Annotated in this window: 17 protein-coding genes; 12 read left to right on the top strand and 5 right to left on the bottom strand. The window is 41.9% G+C overall.

Features of this window, described 5'->3' with window-relative positions:
- Position 1: 1 nt before the first annotated feature.
- Positions 2-1,150 (bottom strand): 1-acyl-sn-glycerol-3-phosphate acyltransferase, encoded by a 1,149-nt coding sequence (locus EHO59_RS09775; RefSeq protein ID WP_135587407.1) that lies wholly within the window; start codon positions 1,148-1,150, stop codon positions 2-4.
- An 8-nt stretch (positions 1,151-1,158) separates the two neighbouring features.
- Entirely contained in the window at positions 1,159-2,292 is a 1,134-nt protein-coding gene (alr, locus tag EHO59_RS09770) for an alanine racemase (RefSeq protein WP_135587907.1), read from the bottom strand.
- Between the two features lie 146 nt (positions 2,293-2,438).
- Here alr and EHO59_RS09765 point away from each other — a divergent pair, with 146 nt between their 5' ends.
- Positions 2,439-2,927, top strand: a complete 489-nt coding sequence (locus tag EHO59_RS09765; RefSeq protein ID WP_135587404.1) for a DUF2505 family protein — start codon at positions 2,439-2,441, stop codon at positions 2,925-2,927.
- Between the two features lie 53 nt (positions 2,928-2,980).
- On the opposite strand, the gene EHO59_RS09760 is transcribed toward EHO59_RS09765, so the two are convergent.
- Positions 2,981-3,394, bottom strand: a complete 414-nt coding sequence (locus EHO59_RS09760; RefSeq protein ID WP_246052814.1) for a hypothetical protein — start codon at positions 3,392-3,394, stop codon at positions 2,981-2,983.
- Positions 3,395-3,654: 260 nt separating this feature from the next.
- Here EHO59_RS09760 and speD point away from each other — a divergent pair, with 260 nt between their 5' ends.
- From speD to pyrF, 4 genes are all read left to right on the top strand, one after another.
- Entirely contained in the window at positions 3,655-4,041 is a 387-nt protein-coding gene (gene speD, locus EHO59_RS09755; RefSeq protein WP_008596834.1) for an adenosylmethionine decarboxylase, read from the top strand.
- Positions 4,042-4,158: 117 nt separating this feature from the next.
- A complete protein-coding gene (locus EHO59_RS09750; protein WP_135587400.1) occupies positions 4,159-5,025 on the top strand; it encodes an S-adenosylmethionine decarboxylase in 867 nt (288 codons plus the stop codon).
- Positions 5,026-5,034: 9 nt separating this feature from the next.
- Positions 5,035-5,877, top strand: coding sequence for a polyamine aminopropyltransferase (gene speE, locus EHO59_RS09745; protein ID WP_135587398.1), 843 nt, complete (start codon positions 5,035-5,037; stop codon positions 5,875-5,877).
- Position 5,878: 1 nt separating this feature from the next.
- On the top strand, positions 5,879-6,688 hold the full coding sequence (gene pyrF / locus EHO59_RS09740; RefSeq protein ID WP_135587396.1) for an orotidine-5'-phosphate decarboxylase: 810 nt from the start codon (positions 5,879-5,881) through the stop codon (positions 6,686-6,688).
- A gap of 26 nt (positions 6,689-6,714) precedes the next feature.
- Here the strand turns inward: pyrF and EHO59_RS09735 are convergent, their stop codons facing one another.
- Entirely contained in the window at positions 6,715-7,410 is a 696-nt protein-coding gene (locus EHO59_RS09735) for a hypothetical protein (protein WP_210413061.1), read from the bottom strand.
- A gap of 473 nt (positions 7,411-7,883) precedes the next feature.
- Between EHO59_RS09735 and EHO59_RS09730 the strand changes: the two genes are divergently transcribed.
- Positions 7,884-8,114 (top strand): hypothetical protein, encoded by a 231-nt coding sequence (locus tag EHO59_RS09730; RefSeq protein WP_135587392.1) that lies wholly within the window; start codon positions 7,884-7,886, stop codon positions 8,112-8,114.
- 5 nt (positions 8,115-8,119) lie between these two features.
- Here EHO59_RS09730 and EHO59_RS09725 read toward each other — a convergent pair whose 3' ends face one another.
- Entirely contained in the window at positions 8,120-8,944 is an 825-nt protein-coding gene (locus tag EHO59_RS09725) for a hypothetical protein (protein WP_246052813.1), read from the bottom strand.
- A 129-nt stretch (positions 8,945-9,073) separates the two neighbouring features.
- Here EHO59_RS09725 and EHO59_RS09720 point away from each other — a divergent pair, with 129 nt between their 5' ends.
- The 6 genes from EHO59_RS09720 (at position 9,074) to EHO59_RS09695 (ending at position 14,412) form a co-directional block, all read left to right on the top strand.
- On the top strand, positions 9,074-9,523 hold the full coding sequence (locus EHO59_RS09720) for a YqaA family protein (protein ID WP_135587390.1): 450 nt from the start codon (positions 9,074-9,076) through the stop codon (positions 9,521-9,523).
- A gap of 216 nt (positions 9,524-9,739) precedes the next feature.
- Positions 9,740-11,059 carry an NAD(P)/FAD-dependent oxidoreductase gene (locus EHO59_RS09715; RefSeq protein WP_281275716.1) on the top strand — a complete coding sequence of 440 codons (1,320 nt, stop codon included), beginning with the start codon at positions 9,740-9,742 and terminating at the stop codon, positions 11,057-11,059.
- Positions 11,050-11,832, top strand: a complete 783-nt coding sequence (locus EHO59_RS09710; RefSeq protein ID WP_135587388.1) for a DUF1365 domain-containing protein — start codon at positions 11,050-11,052, stop codon at positions 11,830-11,832. The genes EHO59_RS09715 and EHO59_RS09710 overlap by 10 nt, the downstream gene beginning before the upstream one ends.
- Before the next feature lie 31 nt (positions 11,833-11,863).
- Positions 11,864-13,117 (top strand): SAM-dependent methyltransferase, encoded by a 1,254-nt coding sequence (locus EHO59_RS09705; protein ID WP_246052811.1) that lies wholly within the window; start codon positions 11,864-11,866, stop codon positions 13,115-13,117.
- Entirely contained in the window at positions 13,114-13,602 is a 489-nt protein-coding gene (locus tag EHO59_RS09700; RefSeq protein WP_135587385.1) for a DUF2062 domain-containing protein, read from the top strand. The genes EHO59_RS09705 and EHO59_RS09700 overlap by 4 nt, the downstream gene beginning before the upstream one ends.
- An 18-nt stretch (positions 13,603-13,620) precedes the next feature.
- A complete protein-coding gene (locus tag EHO59_RS09695) occupies positions 13,621-14,412 on the top strand; it encodes a DUF1295 domain-containing protein (RefSeq protein WP_135587383.1) in 792 nt (263 codons plus the stop codon).
- Positions 14,413-14,423 lie beyond the last annotated feature (11 nt).

Genomic DNA, 14,423 nt, shown 5'->3' with positions numbered 1-14,423 from the left:
CCTAAACGGTTACTGTAGACGCCCATGCTGCGTCCAGTTTCGGAAGATGATAAGTAAGTTGGTTCCTATGATATAGGACCATATTTTTCTTCTTCAAATTATGCAGATCTTTCGGGATTTGAAATAACTTCTCTAAGAATACTATATCGTTTCCTTCGAGTTTCAAGAATCCACTCTTCTTTGTCTTCTCCAAGAAGGAGTCGAAAGCATGCTTTAGATTTTCGGTATTAAACTTCTGTGATATATAGATCTCAGGATGTTTTGTTTTGATCGTTTCTGCGAATGCCTTTAAGGTTTGAAAGAGTTTGTCTTTGCTTTCTTTTGCTCTTCCTTCGAATTTCAGGATTATATAAGATGCTAGATTTCCTGCGGTTACGGCGTATCCGCGTCCTAATCTTTCCTTTACGATACTCGAGACCTCGTCCGAGTCTGCGCTTTCCGGAATTGGGAACTGATCTCCGTAGCCAATATGTAGTTCTGCTTTCTTTGAGGAGAAGTAGTCGTATGTTAAAGTGAAAGAAGTGAAATTGAGTCCTTTAAACTTGGTGCGAAGAAAATAGACTCCTTTCTTGATCTGATTCATGTATCCGTCATGATTGAACGTTCCTTCTGGGAACATGAATAGATTCCTTCCTTCCGAGATCCGATCCGAGAGATAGCTCCATTCCTGGTCGACCATATCTCTTAATGTACCTTTCTTCAAGAGTTCTCTTGCGTTATCTCGAAACGGTCTTTTGATAGGAACGCATCCGATATAGTTCATATATGTAGGAATGATCTTGGATTTATCTACGAGAAAGAAGAACCATTTGAGGAAACCTTTCGGTTTGAATTCCTTTGTTAAGAAATCCTTTCCCATTAGATCTTCTCTCGCAGGGATAGCAAACTTGATAGAAGGAGTAACGTGAGGATACACTGCCGCGAGCGCAGGAACATCACCTTCCCAAACGTGATTTGCCATTAGAACGGAAGGATAGGGAGCAGGTAACATCTTCTTCGGATTGCTTGCGGGAAAATATTCCTCAAAAGAGTCGAAAAGCAAACCTCTCGCCTTAAACACTAACCTGATCATTAGGCTGTATGTCTTAGTGGTATAAACCGGAGTCACTTCTTTGCCGGTTTGTTTTTCCTTGGATTCGGGAAGATTCATAAACTCTCTTACTCTTGTATTATTTTTGGTACAGACTCGCTGATACGAGTGGTCACTTCGTAGTTAATCGTATAAGTCCAATTCGCATGATCGTCGGCGCCGATCTCTTCTTCTTTATCTTTTCCTAAAATAGTTACCACGTCTCCGATTTGCACATCGTGAATATGGGTGACATCCAGCATGGTCATGTTCATGCATATCCGTCCTAGGATTTTCGCTCTTTTCCCTCTCACTAACATGACTCCGTTATTCGAAAGCTTTCGATCCAAGCCTTCATAATATCCGACGGGAACGACGGCGACCTTTGTCTCTGCGCTTGTTTGGTACGTGGAGCCATAGCCTACGAAACTATCCTCCGGCACTGTCTTTAAATGAACAATCCTTGCCTTCCAACTCATGACAGGAGAAAGTTGGAAGTCCTTCTTGCCACTTAGATGTAGAGAAAGTCTAGTCTGCAAACTTGGCCAAAGACCGTAGAGAGAAATTCCCACTCGAACTAGATCATAATGTGCTTCGGGAAAAAGCATGGTAGAAGCGGAAGCACAAGAATGTTTAACTAGATCCTTAAACCCAAGACTCTCCGCAAGTTGGATCGCTTCCGAAAAATTCTTCATCTGTTCTTTGGAGTATTTCTGTTCTAACACATCTTCTGTGCTCGCAAAATGAGTAGCGATTCCATGCAAGGGAAGTCCAAGGTCACGAATTTCAGTAAGAGTCCTTTCTAGATCTTTTCCTGAATATCCTAGGCGAGCCATTCCAGTATCCACTTTCAGATGGATCTTGGGAGAAGGTTTGCATTCAGAAAGTATTTGCACGCTTTCGGTTCTAGAAACGATGATCCAAAAATTCGGATCCGAAACTTCTTTCCTTCTCTCTAACAAATCTGGAATTTCTCCCATAATCAGGATGGGAAAGTCAGGATACTTAGCTCTGAGAATAAGAGCTTCTTCCAAAGAGTTTACACCGAATAGATCCGCTCCTCCTTTACGAGAAAGCTCTGCGGTTTCTAATAGGCCGTGACCGTACGCGTTGGATTTGATGATTGCGGCGATCAACGTTTTGGGAGAAAGAAGAGAGCGAAAGCTCTTAAGATTCTCGGCGATTGCCTTTTTAGAAAGTTCTATCCAAGTTCTATCTTTCATTCTTAGGATTAACATATCGCCTCCTTTCTTTCTGCCTGTCATTCGGATTTTTCCTTTCCTGCAGTAGGAAAAAAGGGTTTCCCGAGTGGAGAAATGTAAACAAACTGCCCGGGAAACGGCTAAAACCAAGTCCTCAGGAACCCCGGATGAAACAATATAAAGTAGTACAAACCTTTCCAGTACCCTTACAAGATCTACTCCGAGCCAGAGAAGATAGATACAAATATCTGGATCGCTTTCCGGAATTGAAAAACGTAGAGCTCTTGGAGGAAAGAAAAGAGGGAAACAAGGTTTATCAGAAGAGAAAAGTGAAGTTAGCCGAATCCTTACCTAAGGTACTTGCTACCTTATTGTCGGATCCTTCTCTTTTGGAAGACTCCGTCTTCGATCTTTCCACGAATACCCATGAGTTTACGATCGCGCCTCCTGGAAACGATACAATTGTAACAATCAAAGGCTTCTCCGTTTATAAGGAGATCGGTCCGAACGAATCCGAGAGAAGTTACGACGTCAAAGTCAGCTCCGGAGTTTTTCTCATGGGTTCTGTTATAGAGACAGTGATCGAAGAGATCCATCGCCATTCTTTGGAGAAGGATAAGAATTCTATCTCTGAGTTTCTGAAGAAGGGCGATTAAAGCCCTTCTCATACTTCCTTCTATTAAATATCCGTTTACGCGAGTGAGAGCTCTTAAGGCTCTGCGCTTTGCGTAGCGGAGCCTGAAAGTTTTTGGATGAAGTCCTTCTTTGGCGATCCTGGCTCTAGAAGAAGTAATTCTTCTCCTAGATTCATGATCCCCCAAGAAGGTCTACCGCTTCGAACCAAGGCCAATGCCTCTTGGAATCTATCGTCCGAGAGGATCCTTTCGTATTCCAAACTTCCTTCCGAGACTTTGAGAAGAGTCCAACCGAGATGATCCAAATCTTCTAGATCTCTAGTTTGCAAGCCACAGTCTCCACACACAAGAGGAGTGATAAAAAATATTATCCCTTTCTTGCCAGAGCTTTCTGCGCTTGCGATTGCTTCTTCTCGAGTGTTGAAAACAGGATACGAGTACCAAAGTTGCGATAGTCGGTCTCTATTGATGTAAATGAGCGTACTCAAAATGGCCCAAAAAACCCCGAAAAAGCTCAAAAGGACCCATTTTTTAAATCGATGATTTTCGATGTCTATACTCCTTGTGGGATTTCATTTCAAAGCTCGTCTCTAAAAATGTAACGTTATCAGTTTCTAGAATCTTCCGATCTTAGAAAAAGCTGTACAGAAAAATAAATATAAATTTACGTAGAGAGTTGACAAAAAAACATAGTCATACGCATGCTCGGTTACTAAACCAGAATCGGTTCGGAGGTGTCAGGCAGTAGATGAACGCATTGGGAAAGCACGTAATTGCAGAGTTTTATGAGTGTGATTACGAGACCATCAACAATCACGAATTGGTAGAAGATATCATGTTGAAGGCAGTCGACCTCTCCGGTGCCACCACAGTTAAATCTGTTTTTCATAGATTTAGCCCGTTTGGTGTGAGCGGTGTGGTTGTCGTGAGCGAATCCCATTTCGCCATACATACCTGGCCCGAATACGGTTATTGCGCGATCGACGTCTTCACTTGCGGAGACCTAATCGATAATCAGGCAGCTCTGGAATATCTCAAGGAACGCTTCGGCTCGAAGAGCATCTCCGTTGTGGAAATGAAGCGCGGTTTGTTGAAACTTGGCGTAGACCTACCTCACAAACCAGTTGGGAAATAGAGACCTTCTCTCCGGCAGAGCCGGAAAAACCCGCATTGATAAAGATGAATTCCCCTCTCCAGGTGGGTGGGCTGTAAATTCATATGTTCAAATTAATACGAGGAGAGGTATCAGAGTATGAGCCTTCGGACCCAAGATAAACTTAAGATCGTTAACCGTTTTTCTTATCTAAGAAATAGCATTGATATTACTACTACCGAAAAGGGAGAAGCTTTCCTATATACTAAGGAAAGAATCCCTGCCGGAGAAGTCGTGGCAGTTTGGGGAGGTAAAGCAGTCCATAAGGACGAGCTTGCTGGCCTTTCTGGTCTTTCCACACCTCACCGTGTGCACAAGGATTTCTATCTAGTATCTCCTTTGCATGACGATGGAATCGACTCCGTGCATTATATCCGTCAAAGCTCCGATGCAAACTGCGGTTTCCAAGGGGATATTACCCTGGTTGCCCTGAGAGACATCGAAGTAGGACAAGAGATCACCTTCCATCCGGCTATGAAAAATCCGGAATTGGCTTGGGCTCGCAATGAAGAATCCGAAATCGTTCGTAAACGTTTCCAAGGAAGCTTCCCAACATATATCCAGTCCAAAATGGATGCAGATCCCGAACTGAAAGTATACGAGCCTTTCAAAGACGGAGCTTGGGGACTTCTTACTTCCATCGACTTGGAAGAATGTGACGCTGCATTGATCAGAGACGCTGACGCGATCAAACAATATGTGATCGAGCTTTGCGATCTTATCGAAATGAAGAGATTCGGAGAGACCCAAGTGGTTTACTTCGGCGAAGACGATAGAGTTGCAGGATATTCCATGGTGCAGTTGATCGAGACTTCTTGTATCTCTGCTCACTTTGCGAATGACACCAATACTTCTTATATCGATATCTTCTCTTGCAAAGGATACGATCCAAAGGTAGCGGCGGAATTTACCCGTAATTTCTTCAAAGGCGCTGCAATGCGTCTCACAGTAACAAACCGCTTCTAAGGGGATCCATTGGAACTTTGGTTAGACGAGGCCCTAGAACTTCCTAACGGTAGGGCTCTCAAGATTAAGGTGAAGGAGTTCTTGCACACTCGCAAGACTCCTTTTCAAAAAATAGACGTATTCGAATCTGAAGGTTTCGGCCGCATGTTCACTCTGGACGGAGTCGTCATGATGACCGAGGCTGACGAGTTTGCGTATCATGAAATGATCGCTCATGTCCCTATGATGAGCCATCCGAATCCGGAAAGAGTTCTGGTGATCGGTGGTGGAGACGGGGGAACCGTTCGCGAGATCCTAAAGCATCCTTCTGTAAAAGAAGTTCATTTATGCGAGATCGATAAGGGAGTCGTGGACGTTTGCTACGAGTACTTCCCAGAGATAGCGAATGCAATGAAAGACCCTAGGGTCAAGCATGCATACGAAGACGGAGCAAAATACGTTCAGGATTACAAAGAATACTTCGATGTGATCTGCGTGGATTCTTCCGATCCTGTCGGTCCTGCAGAAGTCTTATTCAAGAGACCTTTCTACGAGACTATGGCAGCTTCCTTGAAAAAGGGCGGGATCTGCACTACCCAAGGAGAGAGCTTCTATTATCACGGAAAAGTGATTAAGGAATTATTCCAATTCATTCCTCAGGTGTTCGATCATTGCGGTTATTATTTTACCGTAGTTCCTACATATCCTTCCGGGATCATTGGATTTACTTACTGCTCCAAAGGACCGGATCCTTATAAAGTCGAACCGGATCCTAAGAGAGTTCCTAAGGGATTGAAATATTATTCTGCCGAAATGCATAAGGCTGCTTTTACGCTTCCTCCTTTCGCGCAGGACTATATAGTACGTAAATAGCATGGACTTCTATTCCAAATTCGCAAAAAGAAGGGAAACGTTAAACTCCCTTCTTTGCGTTGGAATAGATCCGGATGTATCCAAACTTCCTCCTTCTTTAGAAAAATTTCCCGATAAACTTTTCCTATTCTCCAAAGAGATTGTGGACGCGACTGCGGACTATGCAGTTGCTTATAAACCGAATATAGCTTTTTATGAGGCTTTTGGTTCCAAGGGAATCGAACAATTCGAGAAGGTGATCTCCCATATTCGGACAAATCATCCGGAGATCCCGATCGTTGCGGATGCAAAGCGCGGAGATCTGGATAATACAGCAAAGCAATACGCGAAATTCTTCTTTAAAGAGCTCGGAGTGGATTCTTTGACTCTCTCTCCTTATATGGGTTCCGATACGATCAAACCTTTCTTGGAAGATGAGTCCAAACTGGTTTTTTTACTTTGTCTTACATCCAATCCTGATTCTGCCGAGCTGCAAAAGAAAACTTTCTCTGAGACGGGTAGGACCTTGTATAGAGAAGTCGCAGCATTGAGCGAGAAGTTCTCACCTCGAAATGTGGGTTTGGTAGTGGGCGCTACTCATCCCAAGCAATTATCAGAAATTCGTAATGCTCATCCGGACCGAATTCTCCTTATTCCTGGCTACGGAGCTCAAGGAGCTTCTTTGGAAGAAGTGGTCGCGGTTTGCGGTAAGAATGCTTTGATCAACTCTTCTCGAAGTATCATCTTTTCTTCTTCAGGACCTGATTTTGCAGAAGCCGCTCGAAAATCGGCAGCTTCCATTTCGGTAGAGATGAAGAAGCTTCTTGCTTAGAAACCTCTCCACCCCTAGTAAACTATCTATCTAAACGCGAAAGGTTCCGATTGGACCGGATGTCTTCCTGCGTTCGGACTTACTTCGTCTGAAGGGTCCATGGATCCTAGATACATGCCTATACCGACCCATCCGTTATAATCGTGATACGTCCAGTTCCTCTGCACATAATGACGATTGATAGAAGAAGCTTCTCCTTCGAAGTAGACAAAGGTTCGATCCATATTTACTCTCAGACCTAAGCGTCCATAAGTTCTATAAGAGCCACTGCCGGCGATTCCAATACCAACCGAAGCATAAGGATCGATCGTCTTTCCTGGTCTAAGATGAAGAGTAGGTCCTATATCGACGTAGTTTAATCGAAAGAACTCTCTGTTTTCGAACCCTCGACTGAAATTATAATAAGCGATATAATCACCAGCGTTTCCGCCACTGTAGGCAAAAGAGAGAGCCTTGTCCAAAGATTCATCTTTCTTGATAGAGTAATTACCCTGAGTTACTCCCACTTCCAAGCCGAGATATCGTGGATTGTATTCCGCAGACATTCGATAGGCAGACGAGGTTCCGTAGTTATAAGAACCATCTCGCACTTCTCCTCTTGCTGCTCCAAGCTTCAAGGTCCAAGCAGTATTCTGCTTTGTATCCGTTGTGTTGTCTTTTGCGACTGCCGGTAGGGCAGGAAGACAGATCGCCAATCCTAAGATCAAACGTTTCATTTTCATAAACAACCACCTAATGTTTGTTAAACGTCTATGATCTTTTCGAATCATGCTCGGTTCCATAATGGATCGATTTTTAATCATTCTGCAAAAATTAATTTTATATCATACGAAGTGAAAGCTCTGCACTAAGGGAGACCTGAAAGTCTTTAGATTTGTTTCGAAAGATTTGAAAATCGTAATTACTATATAGAAAAATAGATTTTCATTTCAAACTGATCTTGCGTTCGAAATGAAAAGAGAGAATCGGTAATTTATAGATTATTTATATCCTTCGGAATTTTGAGATGGATGTCCGGATCATACATTCTATGTCGGAGATCCATAAATGAGACGTTATTCTATTCTTCTGTTTCTTGTTTTGTTTGGAAATTGTCTTTCTCAAGATGTTTCCGACTGTAAACTTCTGAATGATTGCAATTCGGCTGCAATCCAATGCTATCTGATGCTGAAAGCATTGGATCCGTCAAAGGCAGATGTCAGAAGGCCGTCTTGCATTGCATTCCAGGAAATGTGCGTTTCTGAATGCGAGAGATGTGCTCGTCAATGTTTCTTGGATTCAGGATATGATGATTGCAGTTGTAAAACGGACCGCTATAGATTATTGCAATTTCCATTGCCAGGTAAGCGCGAATGATAAGGCTGCGAAATCGAATGCAATACTTTCTCCTCGGTCCATAATTGCAAACAAAACGTTAAATCTGTAATGTGCTTAAGGATTTGGATTTTCTCTTTGTTCAACAGGAGGTGTTGGCTCAGTCTGATTTTCAACAGGTTGAGACTTTGTTTCTTCCTTAGGAGGGATTTGTTCCTCTTTCGGTTTTGGTTGATCCTCGACAGGCTTTTGTATTTCTATATTTGCGGGAGCGGAAGATCCAGAAGCGCCAAAATAATATCCGAAGCCGAAGATTCCTAAGCCTTCGCTATAGGAATATTGGTTGCCGCCATAATGACGACTGATCGAAGCTCCTTCTAATTCTAAATAAAGAAAACTTTGCTGAAAGTTCATGCGTATACCTAACTTTGCATATCCTCTCAATGTAGATTGCTTGGATCCAATATCCGCAATCCCAGCTCCAACACCTACATACGGATCGAATTTACTTCCAGGCTTTAGATGGAATGTAGGACCAAAGTCCAAGAAAGTTTTTGAGAATGTGATTTGGTCCACTTTAGCTGCAGTATACATAGTGTAACCAAAACGTTCGGGAGCTCCGGCACCAGCGGATAGAATATATGCTGCGAAGAATTCAGTACTTTTGTCTGGCGGGACGAAGTAATTTGATCGGTTTACTCCGATTTCAAAACCCCAATTTTTAGGATTGTATTCGAAAGACGCACGATAAGAATCGGATCGACCTGAGTTTCCGTATTGATACTCGGCTTGACCGGCTCCTACTCCAAGTTTCATTGTATATGGAGAGATCTGGGTGCCGTCTCCGATCAGGCTGTCAGCATTGAGAGAGGATAACGTTAAGCAGAGAACAATTATAGAGGAAAGTATCTTTGAATTTCGAATGCATTTAAGATTTTCCAAGTGCTTACCGCCTAAGTTCCCGCTGTTTTTACCATTTTATAAGAGGCCGTTAAATTTCTACCTTTCTTCTTTCAGTATGAACACTTCGTTTTCTTAATATAGTTCTTAGTTTTTAAATCGGACATTTAGTTGGACTTCTTTCAAACGTTCAGTCATCTATTTCTCAACTATGGGGGCCCAGGGCTCTTGTTAGTTTCCTTTGCCGCAGCGACCATTTTGCCATTTAGTTCTGAAGCAGCTCTCTTGGGAGCGATCTGGTCAGGACTTCCTACGTATGAAGCGATTGCATGGGCTTCCATCGGGAACTGTGGAGCCTGTGCATTTAACTATGGACTTGGATATTGGTTTGGTAAGAAGATCGAGATCAAGATCTCGGAATCTAAGACATATTCAGCTTGGGCAGAAAGAACTGGTCGTTGGGGTTATTGGGTCCTCCTATTTTCATTTTTGCCTTTTGTGGGAGATCCTATCACTGTGCTTTCCGGTTTCTTTCGCCAAAGGTTTTGGATTTTTGCTTCGATCGTATTCAGCCTAAGAGTCCTAAGGTATATCGCTTTAGCCTATGGGGTTAGCTTGTAATATTGTAAAATACAAGACTATGATTTGTCGGGACTCCTTCCTGTTGAGTGGCCTATCTTCCAGGTCATAAAAAAGTTTTTACTAAAATCCTTTCCGCTCTTTTAATGACTGGACTCTGGAGCTTTGGAAAATTTTTTCCAAACCGGTTTTTTATTCTAAGAGTCTATAATTAAGTTCCAAATCTTTCAGACTAGAACCAATTCATCGGAGACTTTTTTGAAGCCAATCTCGATTAGAAAAAAAGCCCCCACCCAAAAGCCTTCCAAGAAAAAACAAAAATTGGCCATTGTAGGCTCAGGCATAGCGGGAATGGGCTGCGCTCACTTCTTGCAAAATGATTTTGATCTGACGATCTTCGAGAAAGGAGATTATATCGGAGGACATTCAAATACGGTCTTTGTGAAAGAAGAAGGTGAACTTCTTCCTATTGATACCGGATTCATCGTGTTCAATCATGTCACGTATCCGAATCTAAAAAGGCTTTTCGAGGACTTGCATGTGCCGACTAAAAAGACAAGCATGTCTTTTAGTGTGCAACATGTTCCGGACAGTCTGGAATTTTGCGGTTCGGGCTTAGGCGGTCTATTCGCGCAAAGGAAAAACATATTAAATTTTCGATATTTGCGCCTACTTTTAAATATCAACAGATTCAATGAAGAAGCCCCAAGAATATTAGAAAATCCTAAATACAAGGATTACTCATTATTGAGATATGTGAATGAGGCAGGGTTTCATAAGGATCTCTTAACATATTATTTAGTCCCTATGAGTTCCGCTGTTTGGTCCACTCCCGAAGATCTGATGTTAGAATTCCCTGCATATTCCTTAGTCCGATTCTTTTTGAATCATGGGTTCTTGGGCTTGAATACACAACACCAATGGTATACTGTTCATGGTGGATCCGTTGAATACGTTAAGCGGCTTACTAAATCCATCCGAGATAGATTCAAGACCAAATCTCCGGTACTAGGAGTGGAACCTCTTTCTCAAGGTAAGGTAAAATTACTCTTTAAAGGGGGAAGGTCCGAAACTTTCGATAAGGTAGTGCTTGCATGTCATGCAAACAGCTCTCTTTCTATTCTGAAAAAACCGAATTCTTTACAAAAAGATCTCCTCTCTCAATTCGCGTACCAAGAAAATATTGCAACTCTTCACACGGATGATTCTGTAATGCCTAAGACCAAATCTACTTGGTCTTCTTGGAATTATAGAATGGATAAGATCGCCGGAAAGATCCGACCTCATACGATCTATTGGATGAATTGTCTCCAGGATGTTTCTAAAAGAGAGAATTATTTTTTATCCATAGGTGATCCTGGTAAGGTGGACCCAAAGAAGATCATTCGCGAGATCAAATACGAACATCCTTTATTTCATGTGGGCTCCTTAAAAGCACAGGAGAGATTATCCGAGCTGAATAGAAATGGGCCGGTCTATTTTTGTGGGAGTTATTTTAGATATGGATTCCATGAGGATGGGCTCTGGTCTGCAAGGAATCTGTCGGAACAATTGCTTGGTAGAAGTGTATGGGACTAAATTCCAAGATCATAGAAGCCAAGGTCATGCATGACCGCAGCATTCCTAAACGAAATCGGTTTCGATACGGGATCTTTACTTTTCAACTAGACTTGGATGAGTTGGATACCCTGAACGACCGTTCGTTCTTGTTTGGAAAGAATAAATTTCGGACTTTTTCCTTTTACGATGCAGACCATCTGCATTTCGGAAAGCAGGGCTTGAAGGAAAATTTTTTAGAGTACATGAAAGAGCAGGGAGTCAAAGAGAAGGTAGAAAAGGTTACGCTAATCACCAACCTGCGCGTATTCGGTTACGTCTTCAATCCGGTCTCCTTCTATTTTGCCGAAGGCCCTAATGGAGATCCGATCTGTGCGATTGCCGAGGTTGGTAATACATTCGGAGAAAAGAAGTTATATTTCCTTGGCAAGGAATCCCTAGAGCAAAGAGGATTTAGAAAGAAGGAAGATAAATTCTTTTACGTTTCTCCGTTTGTGAGTTTGGACTCGGAGTTCGATTTTTATTTAAATCCGCCTTCCGGCGATAAGATCAATTTGCGCATCGACGCCTTCGAAAAAGGAAAGAGGGTGATGGTGACGACTTATACCGGAAAAGCAAGAGAATTGACCGATCTAAATTTACTCTGGATGTTCTTTAAATATCCTTTCGTGACCTTAAGAGTGATAGGCCTCATTCATTGGCAGGCATTTATTCTCTACCTGAAAAGAATTCCATTCATTCGAAAGGATGAAGGTTTAGACCAACAGAGAGGATTGCATCTTGGAAGGCGATAATTTAGTTAAAGTTGAACCGTTGCAAGGATCATTGGACTCGGCATTGGGCAGTCCTAGTCTCTATGAAAAGATTTTCTTTTCTGCTTTATCAGAGATGCAAAGAGGTTCTCTTCGAATTTTATTTCCAGATGGTGGACAAAGATATTTAGGAAATCCTAATTCTTCCGAAGCTTCTGAGTTTCATCGAGCTATCATCCAAGTAAAGAACAGAGAATTTTTTAAGAAGTTGGTGCTCTACGGAGATATTGGCCTAGCAGAATCTTATATGGATGGAGACTGGGATACGGACGATATCAGAGCGATCATCTGTTGGTTTCTTTTAAATGTGGAAGCAGCACCTTCAGTTAGCGGTTCCAAGAAGAATTTTTTACATCTTGCCTTTATGAATCTAGGAAATCGTCTACTGCATCTATTCCGAAGCAATTCTGTGAGAGGCAGCAAGAAGAATATCGTTGAGCATTATGATCTTGGAAACGATTTCTATAAGAAATTCTTAGATCCTAGCATGACTTATTCCTGCGCTTATTATCAGGAAGCCGATCTCAGTTTAGAAGAAGCCCAGATAGCAAAGATAGAAAATCTTTGTAAGAAGCTTAGATTAAGATCATCCGATCATCTTTTGGAAATAGGAACGGGTTGGGGGACCTTCTCCATTCATGCAGCTTCCAAATACGGATGCAAGGTTACTTCTTATACGATTTCCGAAGAACAATACAAGTTTGCTACCGAAAAGATCCGAGGTTTGGGTCTAGAAGATAAAATAGAAGTCAGACTGAAAGATTATCGAAAGGTAGAAGGTTCTTACGACAAGATAGTCACGGTAGAAATGCTAGAAGCGGTAGGTCATGAATACTTCGAGGATTTTTTTTCCATGTGTGATCGTGTCTTAAAGAAAGAAGGACTGATGGCCCATCAGATTATTACCTGTCCCGATTCCAGATATGATTCTTTTAGAAGGGGAGTGGATTTTATTCAGAAGCATATCTTTCCGGGATCCTTGCTTCCATCCGTTGCTAGGATCAATCAGGCCATCAATCGAACTAGCAACATGTTTCTGCACGAGTTAGAGGATATCGGCCGAAATTATGATAAAACATTGATGAGTTGGCATAAGGACTTCGAAGAGAATATTTCTGCCATCCAAAGCATGGGTTATGATGAGTCTTTTATCAGAAAATGGAGATATTACTTTTCTTATTGTGCAGCAGCGTTTTATATGCGTAATATCAGCGTAGTACAGGTTGTATACACTCGACCGAACAATCGCGGGCTAAATCCTCTGTGATCGAATCAGAAACCGAAAATAATAAAACAAAATCATCCTTTCTTGGAAAAGCCAAGGATAGGATCTTAGTAGAGTTAAAAACCGGAACCAGTCCGGAAAAGATCGCTCTTTCTCTCGCGTTAGGTGCTGCTATTGGAGTATTTCCAATTATAGGGAGTACTATGGCACTTTGTGCTTTGCTTGGGTTTCTTCTTAGATTAAATCCAGTGTCCATTCAAATTGCAAATTATGCAGCCTATCCATTTCAAGTTTTTCTAATTATTCCTTTCTTAAAGCTGGGATCTTCCATTCTTAAAAAAGAAATCGATCTTGGTTGGGCGTATCGTCTGGCCGAAGGAGATACTTCTCAATTGATAGACGGATTGTCTCGTTCGGCAGGTTATGCTGTCTTAGGTTGGACGAGTACAGTGCCTATCGTCGCATTCTTCTCTTATTTTTTGTTCCTTCTTCTCGTAAGAAAAGTGAACGGAATCATTCGCAAATAAATCCGATCGGAGTATTCTATGTACGAAAAGGCCCTGTCTCTGATGTTCACTGCTTGGGTAGTCGTTTTCTTTCTAATGAGTTTCCTTTGGTTGATCGGTAAAGTAATCCGAAATTATGCAATCGTGGATGTAGGGTGGGGACTTTGTATCTCAACGATAGCGATCATTTATTTCTTATTGGGAGATGCATACTCGGTTCGAAAAGCTATCTTTGCAATCATGGCAACCGTTTGGGGTTGGAGACTCTCCTATTTTATTTTCACAACTAGAGTATTAAGCGGACATGAAGATCCTAGATATTCTGCCTTTCGACAAGAATATGGAGACCAGGTAGATAGAAAATTCTTCACCAATGTGTTTCAATTCCAAGGAATACTTGGGATTTTCTTAAGCCTTCCTTTCTTGTTTCCTGCATTAAATCCCTCTATAGTTACGGAACCATTAGAGATCATAGGACTTTTCATATTTACGATTGGAGTCATAGGAGAATCAATTTCAGATTTTCAGTTGGCTGAGTTCAAGTCAGAACCTGCGAACCAAGGAAAGGTGTGCGATATAGGGCTTTGGAGATATAGCAGGCATCCGAACTATTTCTTTGAATGGGTGATCTGGATCTCTTTCGGATTGGTTTCCTTAGCTTCTCCTTGGGGGTGGATAGGGCTCATTTCTCCTTTGGTGATGTATATTCTTCTAACTAAGATCACTGGAGTTCCATTAAACGAAATCGGTCAATTGAGATCTAAAGGAAAGCTATACGAAGAATATAGGGCAAAGACTAGCTCTTTCTTTCCTTGGTTCCCTAAAAAATAAACTCTCAAGCA

It is taken from the genome of Leptospira semungkisensis, assembly GCF_004770055.1.
Taxonomy (GTDB): Bacteria; Spirochaetota; Leptospiria; order Leptospirales; family Leptospiraceae; genus Leptospira_B; species Leptospira_B semungkisensis.
The sequence above is the reverse complement of the archived record's forward strand: the minus strand, read 5'-3'. Positions and strand labels throughout refer to the sequence as shown.